The following is a 25,026-nucleotide window of genomic DNA, read 5'->3' as shown; positions in this document are numbered from 1 at the left end:
TGATAGGCTTAGCTCCGTTCCGTACAATACTTTCCGGAGCTAAGTGTCTATCAATTATGAAAAACTGTTTTTTTTAATCAGGGCAGGTTTGTGTAGAAATACAATGCCATGCCATAGAGGTTTCCCCTTCTTTCAGGGTATAGATCTTCATACATTTGTTTGTGATATCATATACCATCATTCCTTCTACAAAATTGGCCGCAGGAATACCAACCGGATTTCCGGAAGCATCAAATGCAACTCTGTTTGGAACGAAGCCTTTGGTCTTCGCTTCCAGGACAATCCAGCCTCCTTTTCTTACCATAGGCCAGTTATCGGAATCGGTACCTGCTCTGCCTAATGCAGTGATTCCTACTTTAGTGTTCAATGCTGTTCCGGTTGTGATACCCGGCTTATAGCAGAGCGGCAGTATACATGCTGAAACAGAAGCATTTTGTGAACTTCCAATGGCCTGTCCGGTATTCGCTATAGTTGGAATTCCATTAGTACCTACAGTATTACCAAGGTTTTGGATAACAGGACCTGCTGTTCCGGTGTAGTTGGGTCCTGTGTTACCGCCAGGTAGAGAAGAATTTACAAGATTAGCGGTTGTGAAGCCGCCCGTTCCTTCCAAAGCATCCGGACAACCGTCTCCGTCAGAATCCAGGTCTGAATAATCAGGGATTCCATCACCATCCGTATCACAGGATTTATGGGCAAACAAGCTGTAGGCAACGGCATCACCCGCTCCAAAATTATTGCTGGTCAGCGTTATGGAAGTAACCAGATTATTTCCTTCTCCTCTCAGAAGGATCCATTGATCGTTTACAGAACCTACTGAAGAAATTGCTCCCGTTACCGGATCATAGTTCATTACAGCAGAAGAAAGGCCCGCCATATAGTTGGTTGTCATATCTTTTACCAGCCAGCCATTCACATTTCCGCCATTAACCTTCAGAGAATAACTGGCTGATGCAGAGCCGTTGGAAAGTCCATCTACGTCTTCAATATAAAATGCAAGTTCATTGGCTGGAACTCCCGGTGAAAAACTATACGTTAAACTTACAGAGTTATTGTTATGAGATTTGAATATCCTTTTGGTAGCCCCGTTACTGTCAACGTAAAAATGATTTAGGTTATCATTAAAATTGCTTGCAGTCTGCAGAGAAGTATTAGGAGCAGTAACATTCAGGTTAGAAGTGGTATCTCCTTTCCATACTCCGCTTTCATTTTGAGCATAATAGCCTCCGCAATTTTCATCAAGGTCCAAAATACCATCATTGTCATTATCCAGATCGCACATATCAGGAACACCGTCTCCGTCTGTATCCGGACCGGTACAAGGATTTGGAGGTAATACTATTGCTCCACAAAGATTTATTTCCGGGGTATCAGCAAAGTTATAATTATTCTCAGCAGTATTGGTGTTTGTACCATCTCCCATACTTCCATTAACCCTGTGTCCTACATAGCCATATTTTTGGCTATTGTCCTTAACGATCATAGAGGTATGCCCGCCGGTTTCTACAGCAATCACCTTATCTGTCCAGTTCAATTTTCCATTGTCGTATGGATCAGTAGCAGGAATACTGCCCGGCATCTCGGTTGGGTTTATTGGATCAGTTGCTCCGCCGATCATATTAGTGTCATTTGTTCCCCAAGCCCATAGTCTGCCATCTGCTGTTAGTACATTGATGGAACCAAAACCTTGATAGTCGTGTTCATTAGGACTGATATAGGCCACATTGGTCAGGTAATCACCCGCCGTTGCCGATTTCTGTACCTGTACCCAGACGTTGCTGTCCGTTGTGCTAAAATTTCCGAGTTGTCTTCTGCTGTTTGTCCCCAAGCTATAGAGGTTACCATTGGTCCCCAAAATGTAATAGGTAAGATTAGTACTACCGGTTGATCCTATCATTTTTGGAGTCACACCCGCTGGTAAGGCCATTTTTGTAGCAAATGTTTTAATTGTTTGAGGGGTACCATCTCCTAACCATGTCATTTGCCCCCAGGTATATACCTCGCCTGTGGCAGTTAATGCCATCAGTGTCCGAGAACCATTTCCACGTATGGCAACTACATTGTCGAGCGTAGTAGATGCATTAATATGCACCCGGTGCCATAGCTGTTCGGTCGTACTGGACCATGCTACACCATCAGCATATTGAGATGAATTTTGAGCTAACACCCAGACATCGCCGGAGCACGTGGTCAATGCCAATGTTTTGTAAGAACCAAACAGCATTTTGACATCTCCAGGAGCCACACCGTCAGGTAAACCGTCTACCTTTGGTGCACCGCCATTTACTCCGTAAGTTCCTATGCTTACTTTTTGGAAGGCTGCACTGGTTGTAAGGCCTGTCGAAATCAAATACCCTTGTGTTCCCCAGGCAAACAGACCATCTGTGGTCAAAACAACTCTTTGAACATTAGATTGGCTGCTACTTCCGCCGGCAAACTTGAGGATATCACCGGTAAGTGCCGGATAGTTAGTATTATTGACCTCAATAGGACTCAATACGCTGGTTGAACCATTGTTTGCCATGTTTTCTCCCCATACCATCAAAGCTCCGGTTGATGCATCACGTATCATAGTACTATGGAAGGTACTTACCACATTGTCATACTCTATAGTGTTGGGGTTTGAGGTGTGTAAAAAGGTGTTTGGATTACAGTCACCGGTAACACAATAATTAGGTAAACGTCCTGCGAAGGTAAAATACTCTCCATTACTCAATGTAACGGTAGCGGTGTTATAGTCAGTGCCGTTAACGGTAATGGTATTACTCATAGGGGTAAAAGTATCTCCGGTGTCAAAGGTTTCATTGGCAGATTGTACCAGATATAGATTGTCGATTCCTACCGGCCAGGCTACTGTGATATTTCCTATCCCATTGGTATTCTGAACTTTCCATATGGCTTCGAAACGGTGACTAACCGCACCATTAGCTCCAGTGTAAATAAAAGGTGTTTTAAGCTTTTGTTCCAGACCATTATCTCCTGTCATCAGATATTGCAGGTCATTAGCTATACCTGTGGCATTGGCAGCATTGCTGTCTGCAAATCCGGTTGTGGAAATCACAAGCTTCTGGCCGTCATTTATACTTCCTGACTGTTTTTGGTGTAATGCAGAAATATTGTCTCTTGCAATACCGAAAATGTTGTTATTGTAACCGTTGTTAAGCGTTCTGTCCCATACAATATCACTATTTGAAGCAAGATAATTTTCTGCTGAAGTAACTCCATTCTTTAGAGCAAGATAGGTGTTTACTCTTGACTGCTCATTAGGAGTCAATAATTGTTTGTACCAAATCACTTCCATGATGTCACCGGAGAAAACACCTGCACCCGTCCCGTAAGTACTGTAACCTACTCTTAGATTGGGGCCGTCAAACTGGAATCTGTTTGCGGTACTGCTGGCATTTGAGGTTTCATACAAACCATTTAATCCTAATTTAACTTCGCCACCTGCATAAGCTGCACCACCACCATTTGCTATTCCATTGGTAGCACTGGCAGAGAATACACTTGAAGTATTTAAAGCAAACGGTGTTGAAAAATTCTTGGTTGTTGCTGTAGCTTCATATTCATAAAAATTAGGGTATCCCAATCCGCCGCTAACAAACATTGCAATCGAAGGGTTTGACCCATAACCAGCACCATCATTTGTGCCTATACCTGTGATACGACCTGTACCATAAGTAGTAGGCCTTACTGCAGAAAATATAGAATAAGAAGTAAGATTAGTTCCACCATTCGGATTTAGTTGTGTATTTGGGTTGTGGAAATTTTTAGTTGTACTGTAACCTGTAGTGTAAGGATGGAAATTGTGTGCCCTGTCGGCAGACGAAAGTGTCCATGTGCCTTCAGCCGGAATGTCGTCAGCATTTGCGGAATGATCTTTCCATGCTGTAGCAATGTTTCCCGCGTCATCTGATCTTACCCAGAAACCTGAACCGGCAACACCTCCCGGCGCATAAGCAAATCCTGCAAATGTAAAGTACTGTCCGTTTCCTAGTGTTACGTTAGCTGTATTGTATACCACTCCGTTTACCGTTACCTCCGTTGTCATTGGGGTAAAGGTATCGGTTCCGTCAAAAGCAGAATCAGAGGACTGTACAAGGTAAAGGTTTTTTATTCCTTTTGGCCATGCTACTGTTACTGTTCCTACATTTCCGGTATTCTGTACTTTCCAGACCGCTTCAAAACGGAAGTTTACCTCTCCGTTACTACCAGCAGTGTAGGCTAATGATGTTCTTAAATCCTGCTTAAGACCATTGTCTCCTGCAATTAAGAATTGGCCTTCCGCTAAGCTGTTGGTATTGGTGCTGTTGGTATTCGCTAAGGAATTTCCTGCTCCGATAACCAATTTTTGATTTGGATTCTCACTTCGTGACTGTTTTTGATATAAAGCCGAAAAATTATCCCTCGCAATACCTAAAATATTATTTTGGTAGACAGGAGAGGCATTCCAGACAATATTATTTGCAGAATTGACATAGTCACCTGTAAGGGTCGTTCCCCATTTCACGGCCAGATAAGAATCTACACGACTTTTTTCTGATGCTGTAAGCGGATTGGCAAATACAATGATTTCATTCATTTGTCCATCATGGCTTCCCCAGTTGGTGTCACGGCCTATTCTAAAAATACGGGCTGTATTTCCTGTATTGACATTATTCAGCGTATTATTGTAAACGGATTCACTACCATCCAGCCAAACTTTAGCTAATGGATTTGAGGTGGTAGACCCTGCAGCATTAAGCCAGGAAGATCCCGCTACAAAAGGCTTCTTGTCTGCAAACAGATTAGGCGATAAGGTAGTGTAGCCACTTCCTGCCGTATAGAACAATACTTTGTCTGTAGTGGCATTATTGGAAATGTGCAATCCCGGATAATCCATGCTCTGATCAAATCCTGCCAGCCCAGCTGCACCCAAGGTGTTCATTTTGCCTGCAATATAGATACTTCCCTTTGCACGGTCTATGATTTCCTTCCCAGTCCCTGGATCGGCAGCCATGAAACCTCCTTGTGTGGTTGCATGTCCCGTTGAGCTGAAGGTTACCGTTGGGTTGAAATTTGCCAGCGTGTTTTGGTTTGAAAAAGTTGGTTGCAGGGTAGAGGTAGTCTGTAAAAGGTTGTATCCTGTTCCCATTTGATCAGTCCATTGGTTTAAAGGAGTATTGTCTGAGGATGTAATAACATCCGCTTTATACCAGACTGCTGCAGTAATTCCTCCCGGAGATGGAGCCGAAACATTAACCGTCAGGTCGCTGAAGCTGTTGCAGGTACCGGTGGTAACAGTCCATCTGAAAGTGTACGTTCCTGAGCTGGTAAGTCCTGTAACATTGGTATTATACAGAGATGGATTAACGATCACAGGATCCGTAGCTCCGGCTGGTTTTGAAACCAGGCTCCATACTCCTGTTGAGGAGGCTCCCGGATTGTTCCCGTTGAGGGAAGCTTGTGATGCTCCTATTTCCAAGGTTTGATTGGATCCTGCATTGGCATTGATCTGAGGCGATACGAATATGGAGAATGTACCCTCCTGAGAAGTTCCTGAACAGGTGTATTCCTTATCAATAAATCCAGAATCCACTCCTCCTGCATTAGGAACAGCCTTTATCTTAAAGACATATTCTCCCTGCTTATCCAGGTTACTTATTGTAGTGGAAGTATTGGTAAATGTTCTGAGATTACTGGATTCATAAACAGGATTGGCAGCTCCGGCCGGTTTGGAAACCAAAGTAAAATCATACCTGCCGGAGAATCCCTGAAGATAGCTGCTGTTCACTATTCCCTGGTATACAGCTGGTAAAGGGACTGTTGCTGTCACAACGCCTGATCCTGTATAGCATATTGTAGTGTTAGGCACGGCTACATTAGGACGGTTACCATCTGGAATATGGATGTAATAATTATGACTATTACCACAGGTACCATTTTGGGCAGATATATTAATGACGTAGGTTCCCACCCGCCAGCCTCCGGCCGGTGGTGTGGCCACTATATTTCTGTTTGTAGTCCCGGCTCCGTTTAGGACCAAAGTAGGATTTCCTCCGGGAGGGGCAATACCTGAATTACCTGCTGTGGTGGTAAGCGTTGCTGCATCTGAGGGATCAACCTTGAAATAGATGGTAATAGGTGTTGTTTTCCCTGCCATATTACAATACACAGCACCTCCGCTGCCACTTGAAGAATAATTTTGCATTTGCTCAGGGTATGCAGCATCAATAAAGCTTATGGGTTTGGGATCGGTTCCGTTATAGTTGTAGGTTATCTGAGGCGTTGTATAAGTTCCGTTTGCATTGGTAACAGTCATGGTAAATACGTAGCTGCCGGGAACATTCACTCCATTGAAATAAACCGAACTATTCCTAATTTGATAAAATGAAATATTTCCTCCTGCCGGCTGGCTCATGACGCTCATGGTAACCGTTGTTCCAAATGCCGGATTTCCGGATGAATTCGTTGTATTGCTTGCAAACATTGGAGAGGTCCCATTTAGACTGATATACCGGTTAGTATCTGTTGAGGGATAGCATCTGTTGTGGATGGTAGCAAGACTGATTTGCGGATTGGGAATGAATCTTACAATGGCGTCATCTTCGTACCAACAGTTCGGATTGTTGATGGAGGTTATCCTTAATACCGCACGATAAGCCGGATCGATGTCATGATTTGCTTTCTTTGTAAGGGTAAGGGTAGGAGTTGCCGTTGTCGTACCAGACATGGCTGCATTCGTGGTAGTGGTCTGATTATAATATTCTTTGTTATAAATATTGTAATAAGTCCACGATGGGGTATATCCCGGAGGAACTACGGCATTCAGCGTTGCAGTTCCGGTAATGGCGGAAACATTGGTAATGTCAGGCCCTGCAGTGAAGGCAGATACATCCCCCGGTGCCGTAATGGTTACCTTTGAGGTTGCCGTTCCTGTAGTACAGTTCTGTGTAATCTGAAACACATAATTTCCGGGATAGGTCATTCCGGTGACATTGGTGTTGTACCCTGTGGGAGTTGCAATCACCGGGTCTGGTGCACCGGAGGGCTTTGATACCAGGGTCCATAAAGGATTTCCTGAGGTGCTGCCGCCCGGGCTTCCGGACAGATTGGTCGAAGTGCCGCAAATGACGGCATTGGCTCCTGCATTGATGTTGCAGTTCTGTGCCGGAATCATCATATTGCCCATAATGAGGAATATGAAGAAAAAGGTTATTTGTTTTTTCATTTTAAAGGATTTTTAATAGAATTCCAGGGATGAAACTTTTATATTTCTATGCTTTACGGGTTACAGACAGAAAAATCTTTTTTGTTGTACCTATTTCCATACACCACCATTTGAATTCATACCATCTGTAAGTATTGGCATCAATCTGTACCTGGACATTTGATGTTTCCACTTCTGCTGCAGTTGTAGTCCAGAACACAATATTATTGGCATCCATCTGCAGGTAATTTCCTGCTGCCACCGTATTGTTAAGGGATGTTCTGTTTTCATTCACTTGTGTAGCAAAGGATTGGAAGCTTATCAGCTGTGGTGCGGATGATATATTATAAATCCTTGGATCATAATAAGTGGAGTTCACCCCTTGCAGATTGATCTGTAAGCCATCGATAACGGGTAATGCCGGGAGACCGTTTGCTGATACATAAGCTCCTAAATTGAATGTATTCACATTGGCGGCAGCGGATGGTACTGCATAGATCTGTGAGATGGTTTCCCCAACGTTGATACTGCCTGTAGGAGGAGTTCCTCCTCCTGTAGAAGGTAACCCATTTACATACCCCAGGACTCCATTGGAATCAGCCACTACCGTTCTGGTTGCTGTAAAAGTTTGATCCTGACTGGCAGAAGCTCCGTTACCGGCAGGTAAAGTATAAATGGCATTAGCTGTACCACTGAGTGGAAGGCTCCGAAGTCTGGTAATCCCATTGTTATCGAACTTTTCGGTCGGTGTACCGGTGTTGATGCCTATATTTCCTTCACCGGTAATACGCATTTTTTCGGTTCCTTCTGTACTGTTTCCTCTACTTGTGGAAAAAGTGATGGGAGCTGATTGCGTAGTGAGATGGGTAGAAAGAGCCAGGGCTCTGGCATCATTATCTGCTATAATCTGACCAGCCTGTTCGGGATAGATCTGAAAGATTAACCGGGAGGATATTGCGTTACCATTATTATCAGCAGCTGTAAAAATTCCACTGGCATGTTTGGTTGCTGAAGTGGCAAGCCCTGTCTGAAGTAGCCCCGTATTGGGATTGAAGACGGTAGACTGGCCGGTTCCCTGGACCGTCAGGCTGTTTCCTCCCAAAGTTATCCTGCGGGCATTAGTAAGCGTACCATTGGCATTATAAATGTTCACATCATTCCCAGCTGTACTTATCCATTGGGTACCATTGAAATAATAATACCCAATAGAGGTTACGTTTACAGTTTGGCCTGCAGGAGCAGTATCCGGAGCGGTTACATATACCAGTGCTCCGGTCTGTTCGGCTGTATATGTTTTACTTCTCAGCTGATTCCCGGTAAGCCTTGGTGCTATAATGCCGTCTGTTACCGTCACGTCGGCAGCTTTTGCAACAACATCCAATGTTGCCTTGGGAGATTCTGTATTAATGCCTACCTGGCCGTATGCACTGAAACCAATAAAAAGAGAAACTATTAGAATTGTATTTTTTTTCATGTTATGAAGAGTTAGATTTTTAATTAGTTATTGCCTATGGTTTCCAGAAGGTCCATACTTTACCATTATACACAGCGAGTTGCCGTTTGACGGTATCATAAGCCATCATTCCGGGAGCAGGGTCGATGATGTTGAGGTGCGGACTGGCCATTTTGGGTAATATCATCGCTTTGTTGGTATCGGATAAAACCAGTATTCCCGGGGTGCTGTCTGTGGCCGCTGCTGATCCAATGACCGATTTTGCGGTTGCAGATTCAGTTTTGCCGGTCTGGATTGTAATATTGGAGGTTCCTGTGTTGTCAACACTTAAGTCGGTCCATGTACCGGAATCTTTCAGGTATTTTACTTTGTGATCGGTGGTATCATAGATGAGAGTACCGTTGTCTGTAATTCCTGTCTTCGTTTCTACATAGGGGAGTATCAATCCCCTGTTTTCTGTATCTGCAAATTCCAGAGATACTGAAGTATTGGTGACTGTCGGTTTTCCTATGGCAATCTGAGATTTTACAGTACCCGTTACAGCAAGCAAAATTGCTATGGGCAGAAATTGTTTTTTCATGACTTTTAATAGGTTTATTGATATGGATGAATTTTTTTTTCCTGATATTGTTTCCTTCCAAAAAGAATCATTTTGCGTTTGAAGAAAATCCGGGCTCCGGTTCCTTCGCCGATGGAAATTATATCCTTGCTAGTCTATGGGTTTACATTTAATGATGCTGTTGACGCTTTGTGATGCCCAAAGAGGTGATTCCGGAATTTCGGAGAAGCCCTTGATACTGTATACCAAATTTTTAGTTTCCATACTGAAGTTTCCGGCTGCAAGGGAACATAAGCCATTTTTTTGTGATAGGATACGTTTCTCCATTACCTGTATAAGGAAATGATTTTACCTGTTCGCTCGGAAAACCGGCGAATACAGATCTGAAATACGGAAGTTTTTGTTAAATCAAACTATCTGATGAGGTGTTAAATGATAGTCCTTAGCAGGATGGTGGCGGGCGGTTGAAATTTTGAAAGAAAATTAAATGAGAAAGGAGATGTTTTTTATAAGCTTTTTTCAGAAAAGGCTTCAGTTGATGGCTGGATGCCGGCTGCTCGTTTTCATTCCAAAACAGAAAAAATTTCATGGTATGCTGACTGGGTCTTACACTTTGCCTGTCACTATCTGAAACAGCCAGTAAGGATTTTTCTGACTGATTGTCTCTGCTGAAAATTAATACGGTTTTGCTACGGCTTTTAACAGGCTGGGAAATATTTTCCTTTTTCTTTTGTTTTCCTTTGCCGGATTTGAAAGACTCTTTTCTTTTCGGTTTTTTCTTTATCTTTTCCTTTGCCGGTACATATATTTTTTCTATCCCGGAAATTGTGGTGCCTTCTGATATGAATAAGGTAGTGGATGGAGTCGTTTCTGATAAAGTGCTTTCATCATGTCTGCAAACAGCCTGAATTATCTGAAAATTAATCAGCAGTAATACCAATAAGAAAAATCTTCCCCCTCCAATATAATGCAGAGAGAAGAGTTGGTTCATCATGTTATTTTCAGAATCGGTCATCATTTTGATGCAATAATATGACTACCACAATGTTTGTACAAACTTAATACAGGAATAATTCGGAAAGTTTCATTTCCCATTTAACCTGTTTTACAAATTTTCTATACTGAATTTCAGTTAGTTATTAAATATTGTGAAATTTTGGGTATAATTAAAAAAAATCCCAAATAGGCATTTGTGTTTTTAAAATATATATTTCATTTACATTTGTATAAATAATAATTATAGTATGGGAAGATCAATTTCATGAGGATTCATAAAGAATTGAAACAAAGATTGATTCTTATGTTTTTTTTTTAAATGAATGGATCAATGAACTTATAAACCCTTTTAAATTTAGTTTCTCTGACCTGATAGGTAGGTGAATTACTAATTGTATTATAATCTTTAATCTATGCTCTAAAAAACTAATTCCAAATGAATAAAATCTATTTATTTTTCGTGTCCTTTCCTTTTTCCTTAATATTTGCTCAAAATATAAAACACATAGATTCTGAATCTGTGATAAAAGATAAAATTGTTGAGAAATTAAAATATGTTGTTTGGGAAGTCCGCAATCCGTTTCTTCAAAAATTATACACGGTTTTTATCTTTTTGTTGTTTTTCTTTTCTTTCTCCACTGCAAGTGCTGAAACAATTTTATGTCCTGGAAATGAAAAGATAGATCAGTTAATAGATAAAGCAATTGCTGTTAATGGGGATGGAAAAAATAAAGAGGCCCTCGGATTGCTTCAGCAGGCTAATGACCTGGCAAAGGCGGTAGGTTGTGAAAAAGGAGAATTGAATACGCTAAAAAATATCATGCTGGTGTATTCTCATATGTATGATTATAAAAAAGCGTTAGCAATATCAAATCAGGTCAGAGATCTGGCAATTCGGCAGAAAAATTATATAACATTATCTACTTTATATAATACCAGAGCAATATTGTATGAAAATCTAGGCCTGTATGATGAGAGTTTTAAGGAATATGAAGCCTCTTTGAAATATGCAAAACTGATTGCTGAGGCTGATAACAGACATAAGCATATTTTTTTGGCTTATTTTAATATGGCTGCTTATAATCAGGGACGGTCTGATGAAAAAGTTTTGTATTATCTGGAAAAAAGCAGGGAAGAAGCTTTGAAAATAAAAGGTAACAGTAAAGATATACCTTTAGAGAAAAAGATTGATATGCTGGTCTCCGTAAATATGAACCTGGGAATTTACTACAGGGATTCTAAGAATAAAGCAAAAAATAGTAAGCTGTCTGAATTCTATTTTATGGAAGCTTTAAAACAGCTTAATCTGGTGAACGGGGAAATAAACCTAACTACAAAAATAGATTTATACCAGGCACTTCAGGAGTTTTATCACATGAAAAAAGACTATAGGAAAGCTATAGAATACGGAGAGAATATGCTGGTTTTAGAAAAGTCCAACAGCATGCCTTATAACAGGAGAGTAGGATATATGGTATTGGCAAAATCTTATCTGGGAATTGGGGATAATTCAACCTCCCAAAAATATCTTGACCTTTTTTCAAAATTAAATGACAGTATTAATTCCGAAGAAAAACAGGCTGTGGAAGTTCCTGTCAAAAAGATCATTTCAGAGACTAAAACCAGTAGTGAGAAAGAAATAAAGAAAATTACTGTTATTTCTTTGGTTATTCTAATCCTTATTATCGGCGGAATGCTGATATACCGGAGAAGGAGCAATAAGGTTATTCATAAAAAATATGAAGAGCTGATTGCTAAAATACATCATGAAAATGAAAATAGTAAAATAAAACCAACACCTGAAAAAAATAATGAAAGCAATGGAATAAAACCCTCTGTCACCATTACAGACGAAACACTAAAAGCTTTACTTCTTAAGCTTGAAAAGTTTGAAGCTTCAAAAAAATATCTAAAAAAAGAACTTAGCCTTTCCTGGATGGCCAGCAGTTTGGGTACTAATACAAAATATCTTTCAGAAGTCATAAAGACCTATAAGAATCATAACTTTACAAGTTATATTAATGAACTTCGCATTAACTATATCATTAAGATGCTTTATGAAAACCCGGTTTACAGGGAGTATAAGATTGCCTCTCTTGCTGAAGAGTGCGGATATGTAACGCCGAGGGTGTTTGTCAATGCTTTTAAACAACAAACAGGTTTTACTCCTTCTTATTTTGTGGAGCAGTTGAAAGTTACTGTATAATAGTCAGCCCATGTGCTATTTAACTTAAGGCAATAGTATATAGTATTCCGATAACTGAATCATTGGCATTGATTACGTCATAGTATACATTCCAGGTTTAACAGTCAAGAATACCATCAGCTGAAATCTTTTACTGAAATTGCTTTATCGTTGTTTTGATTACAACGACCATTGTTTTGGCTACTTCCATGCTGTATGTGCTTTTATCTTTGCAGTAACAATATTCATTAATTAAATGTCTAAAAATGGAGATTGTTCATTTATACCATTTGTAGATTTTTTATATTACAAATTACTATAAGTAAAAGGGAATGTTAGTTGATTCTTCTATACATAATTACTTTAAATTCGAAGTTTCTGACAGTTGTCCACATAAAAAACATCTTTGAGAAATGTGACTATTTTATTTTTTGATTAATAAACAGCATGTATTAAAATAGAAAATAGAAAAATTTTAGTCCATAAGCTTAGATATTAGTAAATGACTCGAAAATAGCTTTGGGAAATATGATTATTTTATTTTTTGATTAATGAACAATATGTAATTAAAATAAAAAATAGGAAAATTTTAATCCATAAGTTTAGATATTAGTAAATGACTCGAAAATTTTGAAAATAATGAAATTATTTCTCTTAAAGATGATATAATTTGTTACTTTTGTTTCTCTCGTAACAAGGTTACAAGAAATATTAAAAAAACTAAATATCAAAAACCATGAATAATATTCACAAAATTATCACTATAATTTTAGTAAATTTTTCATCAATAATATTCTCACAAATTACACTAAATCGTTTTTTTATGAATTAACATATAAATCCAGTGAGGATTTATCGAAAATAAAAAGGGAAGTAACTCCTGAGAAATCCATATATCGTGATTATCCAATAGTATCACAAGATTCAATTATAAAGCAAAAAGAGATCGCAAAAAATTCGGGGCAAATGATTGATCCACAGAAAATTAACTTAAAAATGACCGGCTTTACGTATAAAATTGAAAATGACAACAAACATTGAACTTGATAATATATCTTATAAAATAAAAGATAAAAAGATATTAAATAATATATCTTTTAAACTATCATATGGGCTCCATATATTAATAGGTAGTAATGGATCCGGAAAAACAACACTTTTAAAACTGTTAAGTACATTAACATCTCCTACTTCTGGTATTTATCAATATAATCAGGTAAGTGTAAAAAAAAATCGCCAAATAAAAAAAGAAACAGGGTTTATGCCCCAACAGCCTAATTTATATTTAGATTTAACAGTTTATCAAAACATTATGTATTTTGGGCTTCTAAAAGGGGCTAAAAAAAGGGAGATCGAGGTAAAAATAGATTTATTTTTAGAGTCCTTTAGTATACTTCAATTTAAAAATATTAAGGTTCAAAATTTATCCGGAGGAATACAACAAAGAGTCTCAATAATTATTTCTATCATAAATAATCCAAAATTACTGATATTGGACGAGCCTACTAATAATTTGGATGAAATAGAACGTGAGAAATTATATCAATTACTAAAAAAATTAAGTGCTAATGCTATAATTGTATTTTCAACCCATCTAATAGATGAAGCTATTAAGTATTGTGATAAGGTCATAGTAATGAAAGACGGTAATATTTCATTAAATGAGAGTATTGCTAGTATGAAAAATTTAGATATAAAAAAATATTTTTAAATGCTGTCGTCTTTTTCACAATTAATCATAATCTATTTCAGACACTTAATTAATAAAAAAATATTTTTATTATGTGTTGTATTATTAGTCTTGTTAGGTTTTTTTCTAATCCCTAATGAAACATCAGATTACGTCACTTTTTACTGTAATAACTCATCTATTGTCAGTAATAAGTATTGGATTGGTAATCTTTCAGGTGTTTTTTCCAATCTGATTATTTATTTATTACTTTTCTTAATCGTAGCAGGAGATAAGGAAAAAGACGCTGTTGCTGGTTATTATATTAATGAAGATTTATCTCCATTACATCCTTTTTTTAAACATTTATACAAAATTTTAGCAATATATCTGATTTCATTATTGTTACTTTTAGTATTGAACGTATCGTTAATATTAGCGAATATCCAAAATATTAATATTGTATTATTTATTATACCTATACTATATTTTTGCGCTCCATTTCTGTTACTTGTTTCCACGCTATGTTATTTCGTAGAGTATCTTTTAGGGAGTAAGTATATCAAATATTTTATTTATTACTCTGTTTTTATACTACTTATTATTTATGATGATAGACTTTTGTATATTACAGGCAGTTCAGAACTTTTTCTTTTTTATAAGAATTTAAATGTTCCGGTGAAAAGCTTTGCAATTGGCTTTATCTCTAAAGAAAAAGTATTAAATCTAATAACAGTAAAACGTTTTATAAAACCAAACTTTATCTACTATAAATTATTACTAATAACTTTCACTCTCATTAGTACTTATTTTCTGTCTTTTATTAGGATTAAAAGAAGTTTCATAACTAATGCTGATTCAGGTTATTCTAATAGTAGTTCTTCAAAAAATATTCAAAATAATGATTTTTCAATTGAAAACATACCTGGTATTGAGCAAACAGATTTATCTTTAACTAGTTACTTAAAAAAAGATCTTTTTTTACTCAGTGTTAGCATTAATAATAAATCATTATCGGTTTTTTTCCTCTTTTGGATTCTTTCATTTTTTGTACAACAGAATTTTTTCCTTTTTATTTTGGTAATACTGTTGTTATTAAGTACCAAGATCAATGATATTTTCTTAGGTAAATCTTATTTTTATAACACTTTTATATATGAAAAACTGTATAGTTTTCCATATATACTACACTTTATATCAAAATTTATAATTGTTTTAAGCTTTTATTGTTTATTGCTTATACCATATTTTCTTCGTATCGGAGAAATGCCAATTATTTTATTACTAATATTTAATTTTTCGGTTATATCTATTTTCCAATTAGCAAGTATTCATTTATTAAAAAATACTACTGTCGCAAATATTGTCTTGATTATTATGTATATTAGTTACGTTTCTAAATCTCCATTAATTGATATACTCTGTTATAAATTTTAAACCTTTTGTATTGCAAATGATCCTGGGTAAGTGGAAATTATATTAAGAAGAAGTAATCAGTATATAATATAAAAAAAGACAATGCCGATAAACCCAATACCTCCGGACGGAGGCATGTTATATAAAGAAACAGATATGGCTCAGTTGTTCCCTGAGCCGCTAAATGCAATAACTGCTGTATTATTTTTAGCCATAGCCATTTTCTGGACGGTTAAATTGAAGGGTAACTTCAAAGAATATCCTTTTTTAACCTACTGCCTGGTTTTATTATATATTGGAGCCATAGGAGGAACGGTTTACCATTCCTTCAGGCAATGGTCGGTATTTATTATGATGGATTGGCTGCCTATTATGTTGCTCTGTTTGTCTGCCGGATTTTATTTTGTAGCCCGGAGCACCAGATGGTATTATGCTGTGGTAATGGTTCTCGTATATGTGGTACTCATGTTTGCCCTGAGAAACTGGATTCTGGCAGATAACACTTCTCTTTTTATCAACGTAAATTATGCAATCATGGCCTCATTTGTAGTTTTCTCGGTACTAAGGTATCTGATGTATACCCAATGGAAAGCCGGCAAATGGGTAGGCTTTGCTGTATTGTCCTTTGTTTTTGCATTAACCTTCCGTATCGCTGATAAATGGGAATGGTTCAGTTTCGGAACCCACTTTTTATGGCATACGTTTGGAGCGGTGGCGACGTTTTGTATGTTTAATTATATTAGTCTTACGAGTGAGGTAATTAGGAAGAGATAAGTGGTTTTATTACTACTTTTTGTTTCTCCCAGAAATTCTCAAATTAATATCAAAATTCATTTTGATTTTTCGAAACATTTTGAAAACTAAGTATAAAGCTGCTATGATTTGTATTTCAGAAGTATCTTTGAAAATACCATTGGTTTGGTATTCTTGATAAGAATTTGTTAAGACTTCTTCATTAAATTTTGTCTGACTTTTTTCAATAGGGTTAATTGTACTCATTTGCAGTATTTATTAATTGATATTGCAAAGATTAATTATTGTTGAGTATGAGTGTTATCCAAATGATTATCCAGTTTATCCAAAAATGATAATAATTGGTTGTAAACTAAATTATTACATTTAATCTGTATTGATAATTTTACTTTGAGGAATCTTAAATTGATTTTGTTTATCAGCTGAAAGTTTATTTTCTGTAAAAAGAGTTTTGCGTATATCTTCAGGCTTTGGTTGCTCTTCTTTATCTATAAATTCAAAATGATCTAAAATCATTCGAGATATAGCGCTGGTATTATCTTTTCCGTTTCTTTTTGGAGCTTCAATGAACCCTTTTTCGATTAATTCAGAAAATAAATAGCCAATAGATTGAAGACTGCCTTTAATTTTTATTTTTTGTGATGTAGAGAAAATATCCTTGTCTTCAACTAATTCTTTTTCAAATTTAATTTTTGAGATAATTAATTGAGATTTTTTATCTAGAAATTCTAAAATTTTCTTTGTTGCAAATTTAGAATTTGTGAATTTTTTACTGTCAAAATCTAATTGATGTGTATAATTGTTAAAAACAAATAGGTCTTTTAAATATTTGTGTTTTTCGTCGTCAATGATTGCATTGTTTTTTCTAGTTCTAATATTGCAATCGTCCCAAAAATCCATTACATTAGTATCGAACGGAATTTCTAAAAAATCTCCATCAAAATTTGAAAATCCATTACTATATAAATAATCTATTAGTTTCCCTTGCATAAACTCATGGTATGATATAATTGACAATTCATAATATTCAGGATATTCACTAGAAATCCAATTTGAGTTTATTATAAAATCGGAATTATTTTCATAAAAAAATAATTGATATTTATTTCTTAGTTCATTCAAATAATCAATTTCATTAGCATCAGGGTAAGTGTTACTCCAGTTTTTAAAATCAATATTATAATTTTTTTTAAATTCTTTGAAAGAATAGTAAAATGCTATTTCCATACCCTAAACATTTGTAATTGACTATTATTACAAATTTATAAATAAAATGATTTAAGAAATGTTTAGATTGAAAGAATATTCCAGAAAAGCACGAACAACAACTTAACTTAATGCAGAGTTAAAGAAATCAACTAAATACTAATTATAGAGTTTGCAATTCTCTTTTCACCTCCTATTGGAGTTGTATAAAATCTTTGTTCGATTCCCCATAAAACAAATTTAAGATCTTCATCTGTTTCAATTTTAAACTTTCCACCTCGAAATTCTACTTGACTATATTGATTAATATATGAATACACAGATTGTTTTTCGGTATCAGATAAATTATTTAGTGTTCCCATTACTAATGCAATCCTTTTTCTGTTAGGTACTGAAACGTTTCTACTACTAAAATTAGAATCAACCTGCAGGAAATCGTTTTGTAAAAAGGAATCAGTTTCTAAAGCAGTTGCTTCTTTATATAGTTGATCCATTCCTTTAAATATTTTTTGTGCCGCAGGTAATTTCTTGAAGTATAGTATGTCAGAGTTTTTATCATATATTGCATCAGCAAATGGATTTACTGTAATAATTGGTTTTTCAGTTTCTATTCTTAACTCATCAATAGAAAACCATTTTTTACTAATAAAAAAACTTGAATTAATAATTTGAAAAAAAAATAAATTATCCTGTACGGTACAAATAAATGATAGTTTTGTGAGATCGTTTCTAGTTATTTGATCATGATTGACCGAGTTCAAATCATTAGTTATAAAATCAAATGAAAAACTAGATTGAGAAAATTGCGAAACTTTATAAAGTTCTTCATTTTCAATGAGCGTATTTGGATTATAATCAACACCGACTAAATTTAATTGTGAAGTATTGTAAACTTCTTCTTCTGTCTCAATTACTCGGAAAATATTATGTTTTCTTTTCACTTTCCCATAAATAAAGGTTGCCATATGCTACAAGTTTTAAAGTTCTATAAATGTATAATCATTGATTCTCCTCAAATTATTAAAATTATCATTACCAGGAGTTTTTAGTTTTCTTTTAGTTATTAAAAATATTTTAATACTTGCTGATGTTTTTACAAAGTAAAAATGATAGCCAAAAAGTAAAAAAATAGGATTGAAATAAAGTGTTTGTGATAAAAATGTAAAAATGTAAATGATTAAAAAAACTACAATTAGAGTAGGAATATCGCTTACACCTAAAGACACAAAAAAATAACCTAAATAAGTTGGTAAAAAATTGTTATTTGCTAGTTCAATTTCCATAACTGAATTTCTTTGTAAATTATCTTTTGGTAATTTCATTGCAATTAGAAAACTCAAAACAGTTAAGATGATTGGGATTAAAATAAATATAACCCAAGAGTAATACATGGAAAATTTTTCAATAAAACTAAATACATACTTTTCTTTTACAAGAAATACTACGGCAATTAACCAAGTCGAGTTAAAAGCTAAAAATAATTGATATAAATATTTCATTCTCTTAATTTTTTCTTTTTAAGTTTTTGAAAAATTATAGTTTTACAAAAATATTATGATACATAATTTTAAAAAAACGACTTTCCGTAAAAGCGAATATAAAAATCATCTTAAAATATCGACTCAGTATTTTTACGGAATTTGAAGGTTTCACAAATTTCGCATAAAAAAATCCCAACTTTCGTCAGGATTATTTAAATAAAGGATCATTAAAAAATTCTTGTAATGTAATTTTTAAAAGTGTACAGAATCTTTTTATAGTGTAAATTGTAACTCCTCGTTCACTTTCAAAACTTTCCCATCTGTTTACTTGCTGTCTGTCAAGATCATGAAGTTTGGCAAATTCACTTTGGCTCAACCCGGTAGACTCTCTTAAGTTAATTAACCTTTGAGTTATTTTATTTCTAAGTTCAATATCTTCATTGTTAAGTTTGCTCATTTAACAATTTTAAATTATTTGATAAAAATATTTGTAATCCATTTGGTTTACAAATTATCTTTTCTTACATTTGTAAAATAAGCTACAATAAAGTAGCTTTGCGATACTTCAAAGAATAATAGAAGCTATTGCTTAGAATCTTGTCATTGAAAACTGGTAATTTTTAGACACACAAGAGGATAAGCAGGAAGCTCACGACCTAGGCGTGGGCTCTCTTATCTGTGTGCAGGGTATACCAGTGCCTCAATGACGGATAATGTAGAGTCCCATGCCATTTTATTTCATGCTGTTCTGCTTTTCTACAATCATCTTTCTAAGCCGCTTTACTGCATAAGTATCATGATACGGTACAATGGAGTGTACAATCCATTGCGGCTTCAGGGCTTTCACGGGAACTTAGAATTTATTTCTATTCATCATTTACAATAAACTCAGCGTACATCGGTATGCTGATGGTTTCAAACACTCTAAAAATACAAACTATGAAAAAGATAAAAAAAGATTTTGATCCACGGTTTTGGGCAGGCGAGAAGCGCTCCGGGCTGCAGCTGATGGAAAATTTCTTTCAGTTCAATGAGCTGGAGGCCTCCAAAGAAATATTGAGCAGCATTATGAATTATGCGCTACAGCGCAATAATTGGATCAGTGAAGATCCGGCGGTAATCTTCCGGTTTCATCAGTCGATGAGGTCGTTGGTCCGGGCAGGCTATCTCATGATGCTGAAGGAAAGGAAATGGACTGTTGATACCCGGTCAGAAAAAATTTCTCCGTGGGCTCTTGGCCTGCTTTCAGAGAATGAATACCGGAATCCTCTGTTGGTTTTCAAAAAAGCATTCAGGGAATACAGCATCAAAGAATATGATTATTTTATGTCCGGAATCGTCTATTTCTCAATGGGGGTTTATGAAAATCTGCCTGAAAGGAATATTGTAATGCCGTACATCCATACCGTTAAGATGCTGGATGCGGCGCACCTTATTCTTCAGAGAAGAAGAGAAAAGAAAATGGCTGAAACCAATTAAAACGGAATTAGTAATGAACTTGCGTTAAGCTTTTGTGACTTTTTATTAAACCACAAAAGTCACAAAAGTTTTTATTTTTTAAACACTTTAGAACACTTTAGAAAGTTTATGGAATAGCGGATAATTAAGTTCACTTAAGATTAAAATCTTTGATTTTCAATACAACTTAAGTGTACTTCTTACACGCAAAGTATATCTTAAATAACTTGAGTGTTTAGAAAGCTTTTGTGACTTTGTGGTTTAATTTAAACAGTTTTTTTGTGAAATTCACAGTCTGATTCTTTTATCGTTGAAAGAAAGATGATTTACTTATATTTGCTCTGCAAAGTAAAATTAAATGTTCAAAAAAGTAAGCACTGTATTTATCCTTGGATTTTATACGGTTTTTTGTTCGGCCCAGCAGGTCCGGCCTTCAAAATCATCTGACATTTACCGTGAACTCAAAACCCTTAAACAGCTGCCTAAAGTTTTATACCTTGCGGCTCATCCTGATGATGAAAATACAGGATTACTTTCCTGGTTAATCAACGGCCAGAATGTAGAAACAGGCTATCTGTCTTTAACCAGGGGAGATGGCGGTCAGAATTTATTAGGCACAGAGCAGGGGGCTGCATTGGGTTTAATCAGGACGCATGAGCTTTTAGAGGCAAGAAAATTGGACGGGGCCCGGCAGTTTTTTACCCGCGCGATTGATTTCGGATTTTCTAAAAATACTACCGATACTTTTAAACAATGGGATGAAAACAGCATTATAGCAGATGTAGTCTGGGTAATCCGTAAATTCCGTCCGGATGTTATCATTTGCCGTTTTCCTCCTAATGCTGCGGCAGGCCACGGACAGCATGCGGCTTCGGCGGTGGTGGCGGAAAAAGCTTTTAAGCTGGCAGGCGATAAAACGGCTTTCCCCGATCAGCTGAAATATGTGAATGTGTGGCAGCCAAAACGTGTATTGTGGAATACCTTCCGCTTTGGCGGGGTCAATACAACCGCTGAAAATCAATTGAAAGTCACCGTTGGACAATATGATGCGCAATTGGGAATGGGGTATGGCGAACTGGCGGGATTAAGCAGGAGCTTACATAAAAGCCAGGGTGCAGGAACACAATCTGTAGCCGGCACCAGAACCGAATACTTTGCCCACGTTGTTGGTGAACCTGCAAAAACAACACTTTTTGACGGAGTCACTAAAACCTGGACTTCACAAGGAAACGCAGATATTGACCAGGCATTAGATAAAATTATTTCCGCTTTCAATTTCAATAATCCGGACCTTAGTTTGCCTGATTTGCTTGCTTTGCGAAAAAAAGTCCTGGCACTGCAGGATGCAGATCTGAAAAGAGATAAAATTAAATCCCTTGACCATATCATTTTAAGCTGTGCCGGATTTATGGGTGAAGTGGTTACCAGTCAGGCTGAAGCAGTTGCCGGGGATCATTACAATTTCAGGTTAAATCTGGTTTCAAGAGCTGCAAACCCTGTTGTTTTAGAAAATGTAAAATGGTTAAGTAAGTCAGAAAGTTTCAATAGGCAACTATCAAAAGATTCTTTAATTACCATTCAGCATGACATTCAGATTCCTGCAGATGCAGCACTTACAGAACCTTACTGGCTGGCAAAACCAGCCGTAAATGCGGCAACTTTCTCTGTTCCGGATGATACTTTAGTCGGGCTGCCTGAAGCAGAATCACCACTGAATGTTTTACTTGATATAAGAATCGGTTCGGAAAAGTTTCAGGTTAAACTTCCTTTATCGTTCAAGAAACTGGATCCGGTTCGTGGTGATGTGGTGGAAGCGTTGCGTATTGTTCCTGCATTGGAACTGAAATTTATACAACCCCTTTATCTGGTTAAAGAAAATGAAGATTTACATTTGGGTTTAAATATTAAGGTTAATTCTAGCAAACAGCTCAATAAAGGTATTCTAAACCTGATGTATAACGGAGAGCGGTTAGGCGGTACGGATGTAAGTTTGCTCAGCGGAAAAGAGACTACCATTGATTACACTGTTCCAAAAAATAAGCTTGCCGCAATAAATTCCTCCCGCTTGCAGTTGGATGCCAATTTGGTTGCAGATGGAGTTACTTACAATAAAAAACAAATATTAATTCAATATCCGCATTTACCTTCCTTACAATATTTTGCACCAGCAGCGGTAACCGTAATGAAAGGTGATATCCAGGCAAAGGTTCAAAAAGTAGGGTATATAGAAGGTGCGGGCGACTTTATTCCTGAGTTCCTTCGCATTGCAGGCATTCAGACAGATATCCTGAAGGACGAAGATTTTTATGGCAATACAGATAAATCCGGAAACGGCAGTCAGAACAAGCTATTACAATATGATGCCATCGTACTTGGTGTCCGTGCAAACAACACCGAAAAAAGACTGGGTCGCTGGATGCCTTTTTTATGGTCTTATGTAAAAGCCGGAGGTAATCTGATAATGCAGTACAATACCAATCAGGATACAACCGTTGACCAATTGGGAATGTACCCTTTCAGTATTGCCAATAAGCGGGTTACCGAAGAAAATGCGGCAGTTACGTTTTTAAATCCAAATCATAAATTACTGAACTTTCCGAATAAAATTACTGCGGATGATTTTAAAGGCTGGGTACAGGAGCGCGGTGCCTATTTCCCTGTTCAATGGGATGCAGCGTATGAACCGCTTTTTGAAATGCACGATGCAGATGAAGAACCTCTGCAGGGATCCACTTTATATGCCAGATACGGGAAGGGTAATTTTATCTATACACCGTTGGCATTTTTCAGACAGCTGCCTGCAGGAAATGTGGGGGCGGCACGTTTATTTTTAAACTTTTTATCTGCACAGAAAAACTAAAAACTGATGAACAAGAAACTTAAAAATTGGAATACCTGGTATATATTATTGGCAGCTGCATTAATATTCCAGATCGCATTTTATTATTGGTTTACTAAATTCTGGGCATGAGTAATATAGATTGGACAGTTCTCATTTTTACCCTTGTTGTAGTGGTTGTTTACGGCGTATTTACCGGTCGTGGCCAGAAAAGCAATGAATCATACCTGAAAGCAGATAATAAAATGCCCTGGTATATTGTGCTTTTAGGCATTATGGCTACCCAGGCAAGTGCCATCACATTTCTTTCAGCACCGGGCCAGGCGTATACAGACGGCATGCGTTTCGTTCAGTATTACTTTGGTTTACCTTTGGCGATGATTGTGATCTGTATTACTTTCATTCCGATTTTTCAGCGCTTAAATGTTTACACCGCCTACGAATATCTGGAAAACCGCTTTGATAAGAAAACAAGGGTACTCACTTCACTGCTTTTTCTTTTTTCCAGAGGCTTGTCAACAGGAATCAGCATTTACGCTCCGAGTATCATCCTGTCAAGTGTTCTAAACTGGAATATTTATGTAACCAATGTTTTAACAGGTGGTATTCTGTTGATTTATACCTATGTTGGCGGTGCAAAAGCGATTGCTCATACCCAAAAAATTCAGTTTCTCATTATTCTTGGAACAATGGCTTTTGCAGGTTATCTGCTTATTCAGAATATGCCGGAAGGAATTGGTTTTAAGGATGCACTTTACCTGGCCGGGAAATCCGGAAAGCTCAATGTAATCACCACAGAATTTGACTGGAAAGACAAATACAATATATGGAGCGGTCTGATTGGCGGTTTTTTTCTGGCACTTTCTTATTTTGGGACAGACCAGAGCCAGGTAGGGAGGTATATTACCGCGAAGGATAATACCAATGCAAAAATGGGCTTGCTGCTGAACGGGTTGGTTAAAATTCCGATGCAGTTTGCGATTCTCCTGATCGGTGCTTTGCTTTTTGCATTCTTTTCCCTGAAACCGGCTCCGATTTATTTTAACGAACGCTCTTATCAATATTTAAAGGAAACAAAACCCGAACAGGCTGCGGTTTTTGAAAAGGAGCACCGGGATTTACAAGTAAAGTTCAATGCAGAATCGAAAGAAATTCTGAAGTTGAAGGAAACACATTCTCCCCAACTCCAAAAAGCAGTTCAGGATTTTAAAAATACACAAACCCAGGTGAAAGCGCTTCATGGCAGGGTAGAGGAGGCGATCAATAATTCAAACTATAATGCGGAAAAAACGGATACCAATTACATTTTCCTGTATTTCGTAAAAAATACATTGCCCGCAGGGATGATCGGTTTATTGTTTGCTGTCATTTTCCTGGCCAGCTGGGGTTCAATTTCTGCGGCGTTGAATTCCCTTGCTGCATGCTCGTTAAAAGATGTTCATCTGATATTCAGAAAAGATATTCCTGATGATGCAACCGAATTGAAGTATAGCCGCCTGCACACTTTAGCCTGGGGGATCTTCTCAATTGGTGTTGCCATGTTTGCAACGCAGATGGGCTCCCTTATTGAAGCGGTTAATATATTGGGTTCTCTTTTCTATGGTCCGATACTGGGGATTTTTCTTGTCGCATTTTACTATAAGAAAATCACCGGCTCCAATGTATTTATTGCTGCAATATTATCAGAAATTGCGGTTATTGCCGTGTATCAGTTCGATATTGTTTCTTTCCTCTGGCTTAATGTAATCGGGGCAGCAGCAGTTATTGTATTTTCTGCAATCGGTTTGCTGTTTTATAAGCAGAAAACAGTAAATTCGTAAAC

16 protein-coding genes are annotated in these 25,026 nt (G+C 36.8%); 7 read left to right on the top strand and 9 right to left on the bottom strand.

Annotation, left to right across the window (positions count from 1 at the left end):
- Positions 1 to 73: 73 nt before the first annotated feature.
- The 4 genes from DRF59_RS12580 to DRF59_RS12565 all read right to left on the bottom strand — a co-directional run bounded on the left by DRF59_RS12580 (position 74) and on the right by DRF59_RS12565 (position 10,195).
- Entirely contained in the window at positions 74 to 7,210 is a 7,137-nt protein-coding gene (locus tag DRF59_RS12580; RefSeq protein WP_123873685.1) for a hypothetical protein, read from the bottom strand.
- 46 nt (positions 7,211 to 7,256) lie between these two features.
- Positions 7,257 to 8,663 carry a hypothetical protein gene (locus tag DRF59_RS12575; RefSeq protein WP_115960444.1) on the bottom strand — a complete coding sequence of 469 codons (1,407 nt, stop codon included), beginning with the start codon at positions 8,661 to 8,663 and terminating at the stop codon, positions 7,257 to 7,259.
- Between the two features lie 34 nt (positions 8,664 to 8,697).
- Complete coding sequence (locus DRF59_RS12570) at positions 8,698 to 9,222, bottom strand: hypothetical protein (protein WP_115960441.1); 525 nt, start codon at positions 9,220 to 9,222, stop codon at positions 8,698 to 8,700.
- A gap of 421 nt (positions 9,223 to 9,643) precedes the next feature.
- Complete coding sequence (locus tag DRF59_RS12565; RefSeq protein WP_123873684.1) at positions 9,644 to 10,195, bottom strand: hypothetical protein; 552 nt, start codon at positions 10,193 to 10,195, stop codon at positions 9,644 to 9,646.
- Positions 10,196 to 10,633: 438 nt separating this feature from the next.
- Here DRF59_RS12565 and DRF59_RS12560 point away from each other — a divergent pair, with 438 nt between their 5' ends.
- From DRF59_RS12560 to DRF59_RS12545, 4 genes are all read left to right on the top strand, one after another.
- The gene (locus DRF59_RS12560; RefSeq protein WP_115960434.1) at positions 10,634 to 12,403 is read left to right on the top strand and encodes a helix-turn-helix domain-containing protein; all 1,770 of its coding nucleotides are present in this window, start codon (positions 10,634 to 10,636) and stop codon (positions 12,401 to 12,403) included.
- Positions 12,404 to 13,406: 1,003 nt separating this feature from the next.
- Positions 13,407 to 14,093, top strand: coding sequence for an ATP-binding cassette domain-containing protein (locus tag DRF59_RS12555; RefSeq protein ID WP_115960431.1), 687 nt, complete (start codon positions 13,407 to 13,409; stop codon positions 14,091 to 14,093).
- Positions 14,094 to 15,488 carry a hypothetical protein gene (locus DRF59_RS12550; protein WP_115960428.1) on the top strand — a complete coding sequence of 465 codons (1,395 nt, stop codon included), beginning with the start codon at positions 14,094 to 14,096 and terminating at the stop codon, positions 15,486 to 15,488.
- 81 nt (positions 15,489 to 15,569) lie between these two features.
- On the top strand, positions 15,570 to 16,241 hold the full coding sequence (locus DRF59_RS12545) for a hypothetical protein (RefSeq protein ID WP_115960425.1): 672 nt from the start codon (positions 15,570 to 15,572) through the stop codon (positions 16,239 to 16,241).
- 12 nt (positions 16,242 to 16,253) lie between these two features.
- On the opposite strand, the gene DRF59_RS12540 is transcribed toward DRF59_RS12545, so the two are convergent.
- From DRF59_RS12540 to DRF59_RS12520, 5 genes are all read right to left on the bottom strand, one after another.
- Positions 16,254 to 16,466, bottom strand: a complete 213-nt coding sequence (locus tag DRF59_RS12540; RefSeq protein WP_115960422.1) for a hypothetical protein — start codon at positions 16,464 to 16,466, stop codon at positions 16,254 to 16,256.
- Between the two features lie 120 nt (positions 16,467 to 16,586).
- Positions 16,587 to 17,447, bottom strand: coding sequence for a hypothetical protein (locus tag DRF59_RS12535; RefSeq protein WP_115960419.1), 861 nt, complete (start codon positions 17,445 to 17,447; stop codon positions 16,587 to 16,589).
- 131 nt (positions 17,448 to 17,578) lie between these two features.
- Positions 17,579 to 18,391: a hypothetical protein gene (locus DRF59_RS12530; protein ID WP_115960416.1), complete on the bottom strand. Its 813-nt coding sequence runs from the start codon at positions 18,389 to 18,391 to the stop codon at positions 17,579 to 17,581.
- A gap of 12 nt (positions 18,392 to 18,403) precedes the next feature.
- Positions 18,404 to 18,925, bottom strand: a complete 522-nt coding sequence (locus DRF59_RS12525; RefSeq protein ID WP_115960413.1) for a hypothetical protein — start codon at positions 18,923 to 18,925, stop codon at positions 18,404 to 18,406.
- A 190-nt stretch (positions 18,926 to 19,115) separates the two neighbouring features.
- The gene (locus DRF59_RS12520) at positions 19,116 to 19,364 is read right to left on the bottom strand and encodes a helix-turn-helix domain-containing protein (protein WP_115960410.1); all 249 of its coding nucleotides are present in this window, start codon (positions 19,362 to 19,364) and stop codon (positions 19,116 to 19,118) included.
- Between the two features lie 482 nt (positions 19,365 to 19,846).
- Between DRF59_RS12520 and DRF59_RS12515 the strand changes: the two genes are divergently transcribed.
- From DRF59_RS12515 to DRF59_RS12505, 3 genes are all read left to right on the top strand, one after another.
- Positions 19,847 to 20,386: a hypothetical protein gene (locus tag DRF59_RS12515; RefSeq protein ID WP_123873683.1), complete on the top strand. Its 540-nt coding sequence runs from the start codon at positions 19,847 to 19,849 to the stop codon at positions 20,384 to 20,386.
- A 337-nt stretch (positions 20,387 to 20,723) separates the two neighbouring features.
- Positions 20,724 to 23,225 (top strand): PIG-L family deacetylase, encoded by a 2,502-nt coding sequence (locus tag DRF59_RS12510; protein ID WP_115960404.1) that lies wholly within the window; start codon positions 20,724 to 20,726, stop codon positions 23,223 to 23,225.
- 107 nt (positions 23,226 to 23,332) lie between these two features.
- Positions 23,333 to 25,024, top strand: a complete 1,692-nt coding sequence (locus DRF59_RS12505; protein WP_115960402.1) for a sodium:solute symporter — start codon at positions 23,333 to 23,335, stop codon at positions 25,022 to 25,024.
- Positions 25,025 to 25,026: the final 2 nt, after the last annotated feature.

The sequence above is a fragment of the Chryseobacterium flavum genome (assembly GCF_003385595.1).
Taxonomy (GTDB): Bacteria; Bacteroidota; Bacteroidia; order Flavobacteriales; family Weeksellaceae; genus Chryseobacterium; species Chryseobacterium flavum.
The sequence above is the reverse complement of the archived record's forward strand: the minus strand, read 5'-3'. Positions and strand labels throughout refer to the sequence as shown.

What these genes read in the sequence shown, in the direction of transcription:
- DRF59_RS12555 (WP_115960431.1), top strand. Translation starts at nt 13,407, where the DNA reads ATGACAACAAACATTGAACTTGATAATATATCTTATAAAATAAAAGAT.
- DRF59_RS12515 (WP_123873683.1), top strand. Translation starts at nt 19,847, where the DNA reads ATGAAAAAGATAAAAAAAGATTTTGATCCACGGTTTTGGGCAGGCGAG.
- DRF59_RS12580 (WP_123873685.1), bottom strand. Translation starts at nt 7,210, where the DNA reads ATGAAAAAACAAATAACCTTTTTCTTCATATTCCTCATTATGGGCAAT.
- DRF59_RS12535 (WP_115960419.1), bottom strand. Translation starts at nt 17,447, where the DNA reads ATGGAAATAGCATTTTACTATTCTTTCAAAGAATTTAAAAAAAATTAT.
- DRF59_RS12570 (WP_115960441.1), bottom strand. Translation starts at nt 9,222, where the DNA reads ATGAAAAAACAATTTCTGCCCATAGCAATTTTGCTTGCTGTAACGGGT.
- DRF59_RS12520 (WP_115960410.1), bottom strand. Translation starts at nt 19,364, where the DNA reads ATGAGCAAACTTAACAATGAAGATATTGAACTTAGAAATAAAATAACT.
- DRF59_RS12505 (WP_115960402.1), top strand. Translation starts at nt 23,333, where the DNA reads ATGAGTAATATAGATTGGACAGTTCTCATTTTTACCCTTGTTGTAGTG.
- DRF59_RS12545 (WP_115960425.1), top strand. Translation starts at nt 15,570, where the DNA reads ATGCCGATAAACCCAATACCTCCGGACGGAGGCATGTTATATAAAGAA.
- DRF59_RS12525 (WP_115960413.1), bottom strand. Translation starts at nt 18,925, where the DNA reads ATGAAATATTTATATCAATTATTTTTAGCTTTTAACTCGACTTGGTTA.
- DRF59_RS12575 (WP_115960444.1), bottom strand. Translation starts at nt 8,663, where the DNA reads ATGAAAAAAAATACAATTCTAATAGTTTCTCTTTTTATTGGTTTCAGT.
- DRF59_RS12540 (WP_115960422.1), bottom strand. Translation starts at nt 16,466, where the DNA reads ATGAGTACAATTAACCCTATTGAAAAAAGTCAGACAAAATTTAATGAA.
- DRF59_RS12510 (WP_115960404.1), top strand. Translation starts at nt 20,724, where the DNA reads ATGTTCAAAAAAGTAAGCACTGTATTTATCCTTGGATTTTATACGGTT.
- DRF59_RS12530 (WP_115960416.1), bottom strand. Translation starts at nt 18,391, where the DNA reads ATGGCAACCTTTATTTATGGGAAAGTGAAAAGAAAACATAATATTTTC.
- DRF59_RS12565 (WP_123873684.1), bottom strand. Translation starts at nt 10,195, where the DNA reads ATGATGAACCAACTCTTCTCTCTGCATTATATTGGAGGGGGAAGATTT.
- DRF59_RS12560 (WP_115960434.1), top strand. Translation starts at nt 10,634, where the DNA reads ATGAATAAAATCTATTTATTTTTCGTGTCCTTTCCTTTTTCCTTAATA.
- DRF59_RS12550 (WP_115960428.1), top strand. Translation starts at nt 14,094, where the DNA reads ATGCTGTCGTCTTTTTCACAATTAATCATAATCTATTTCAGACACTTA.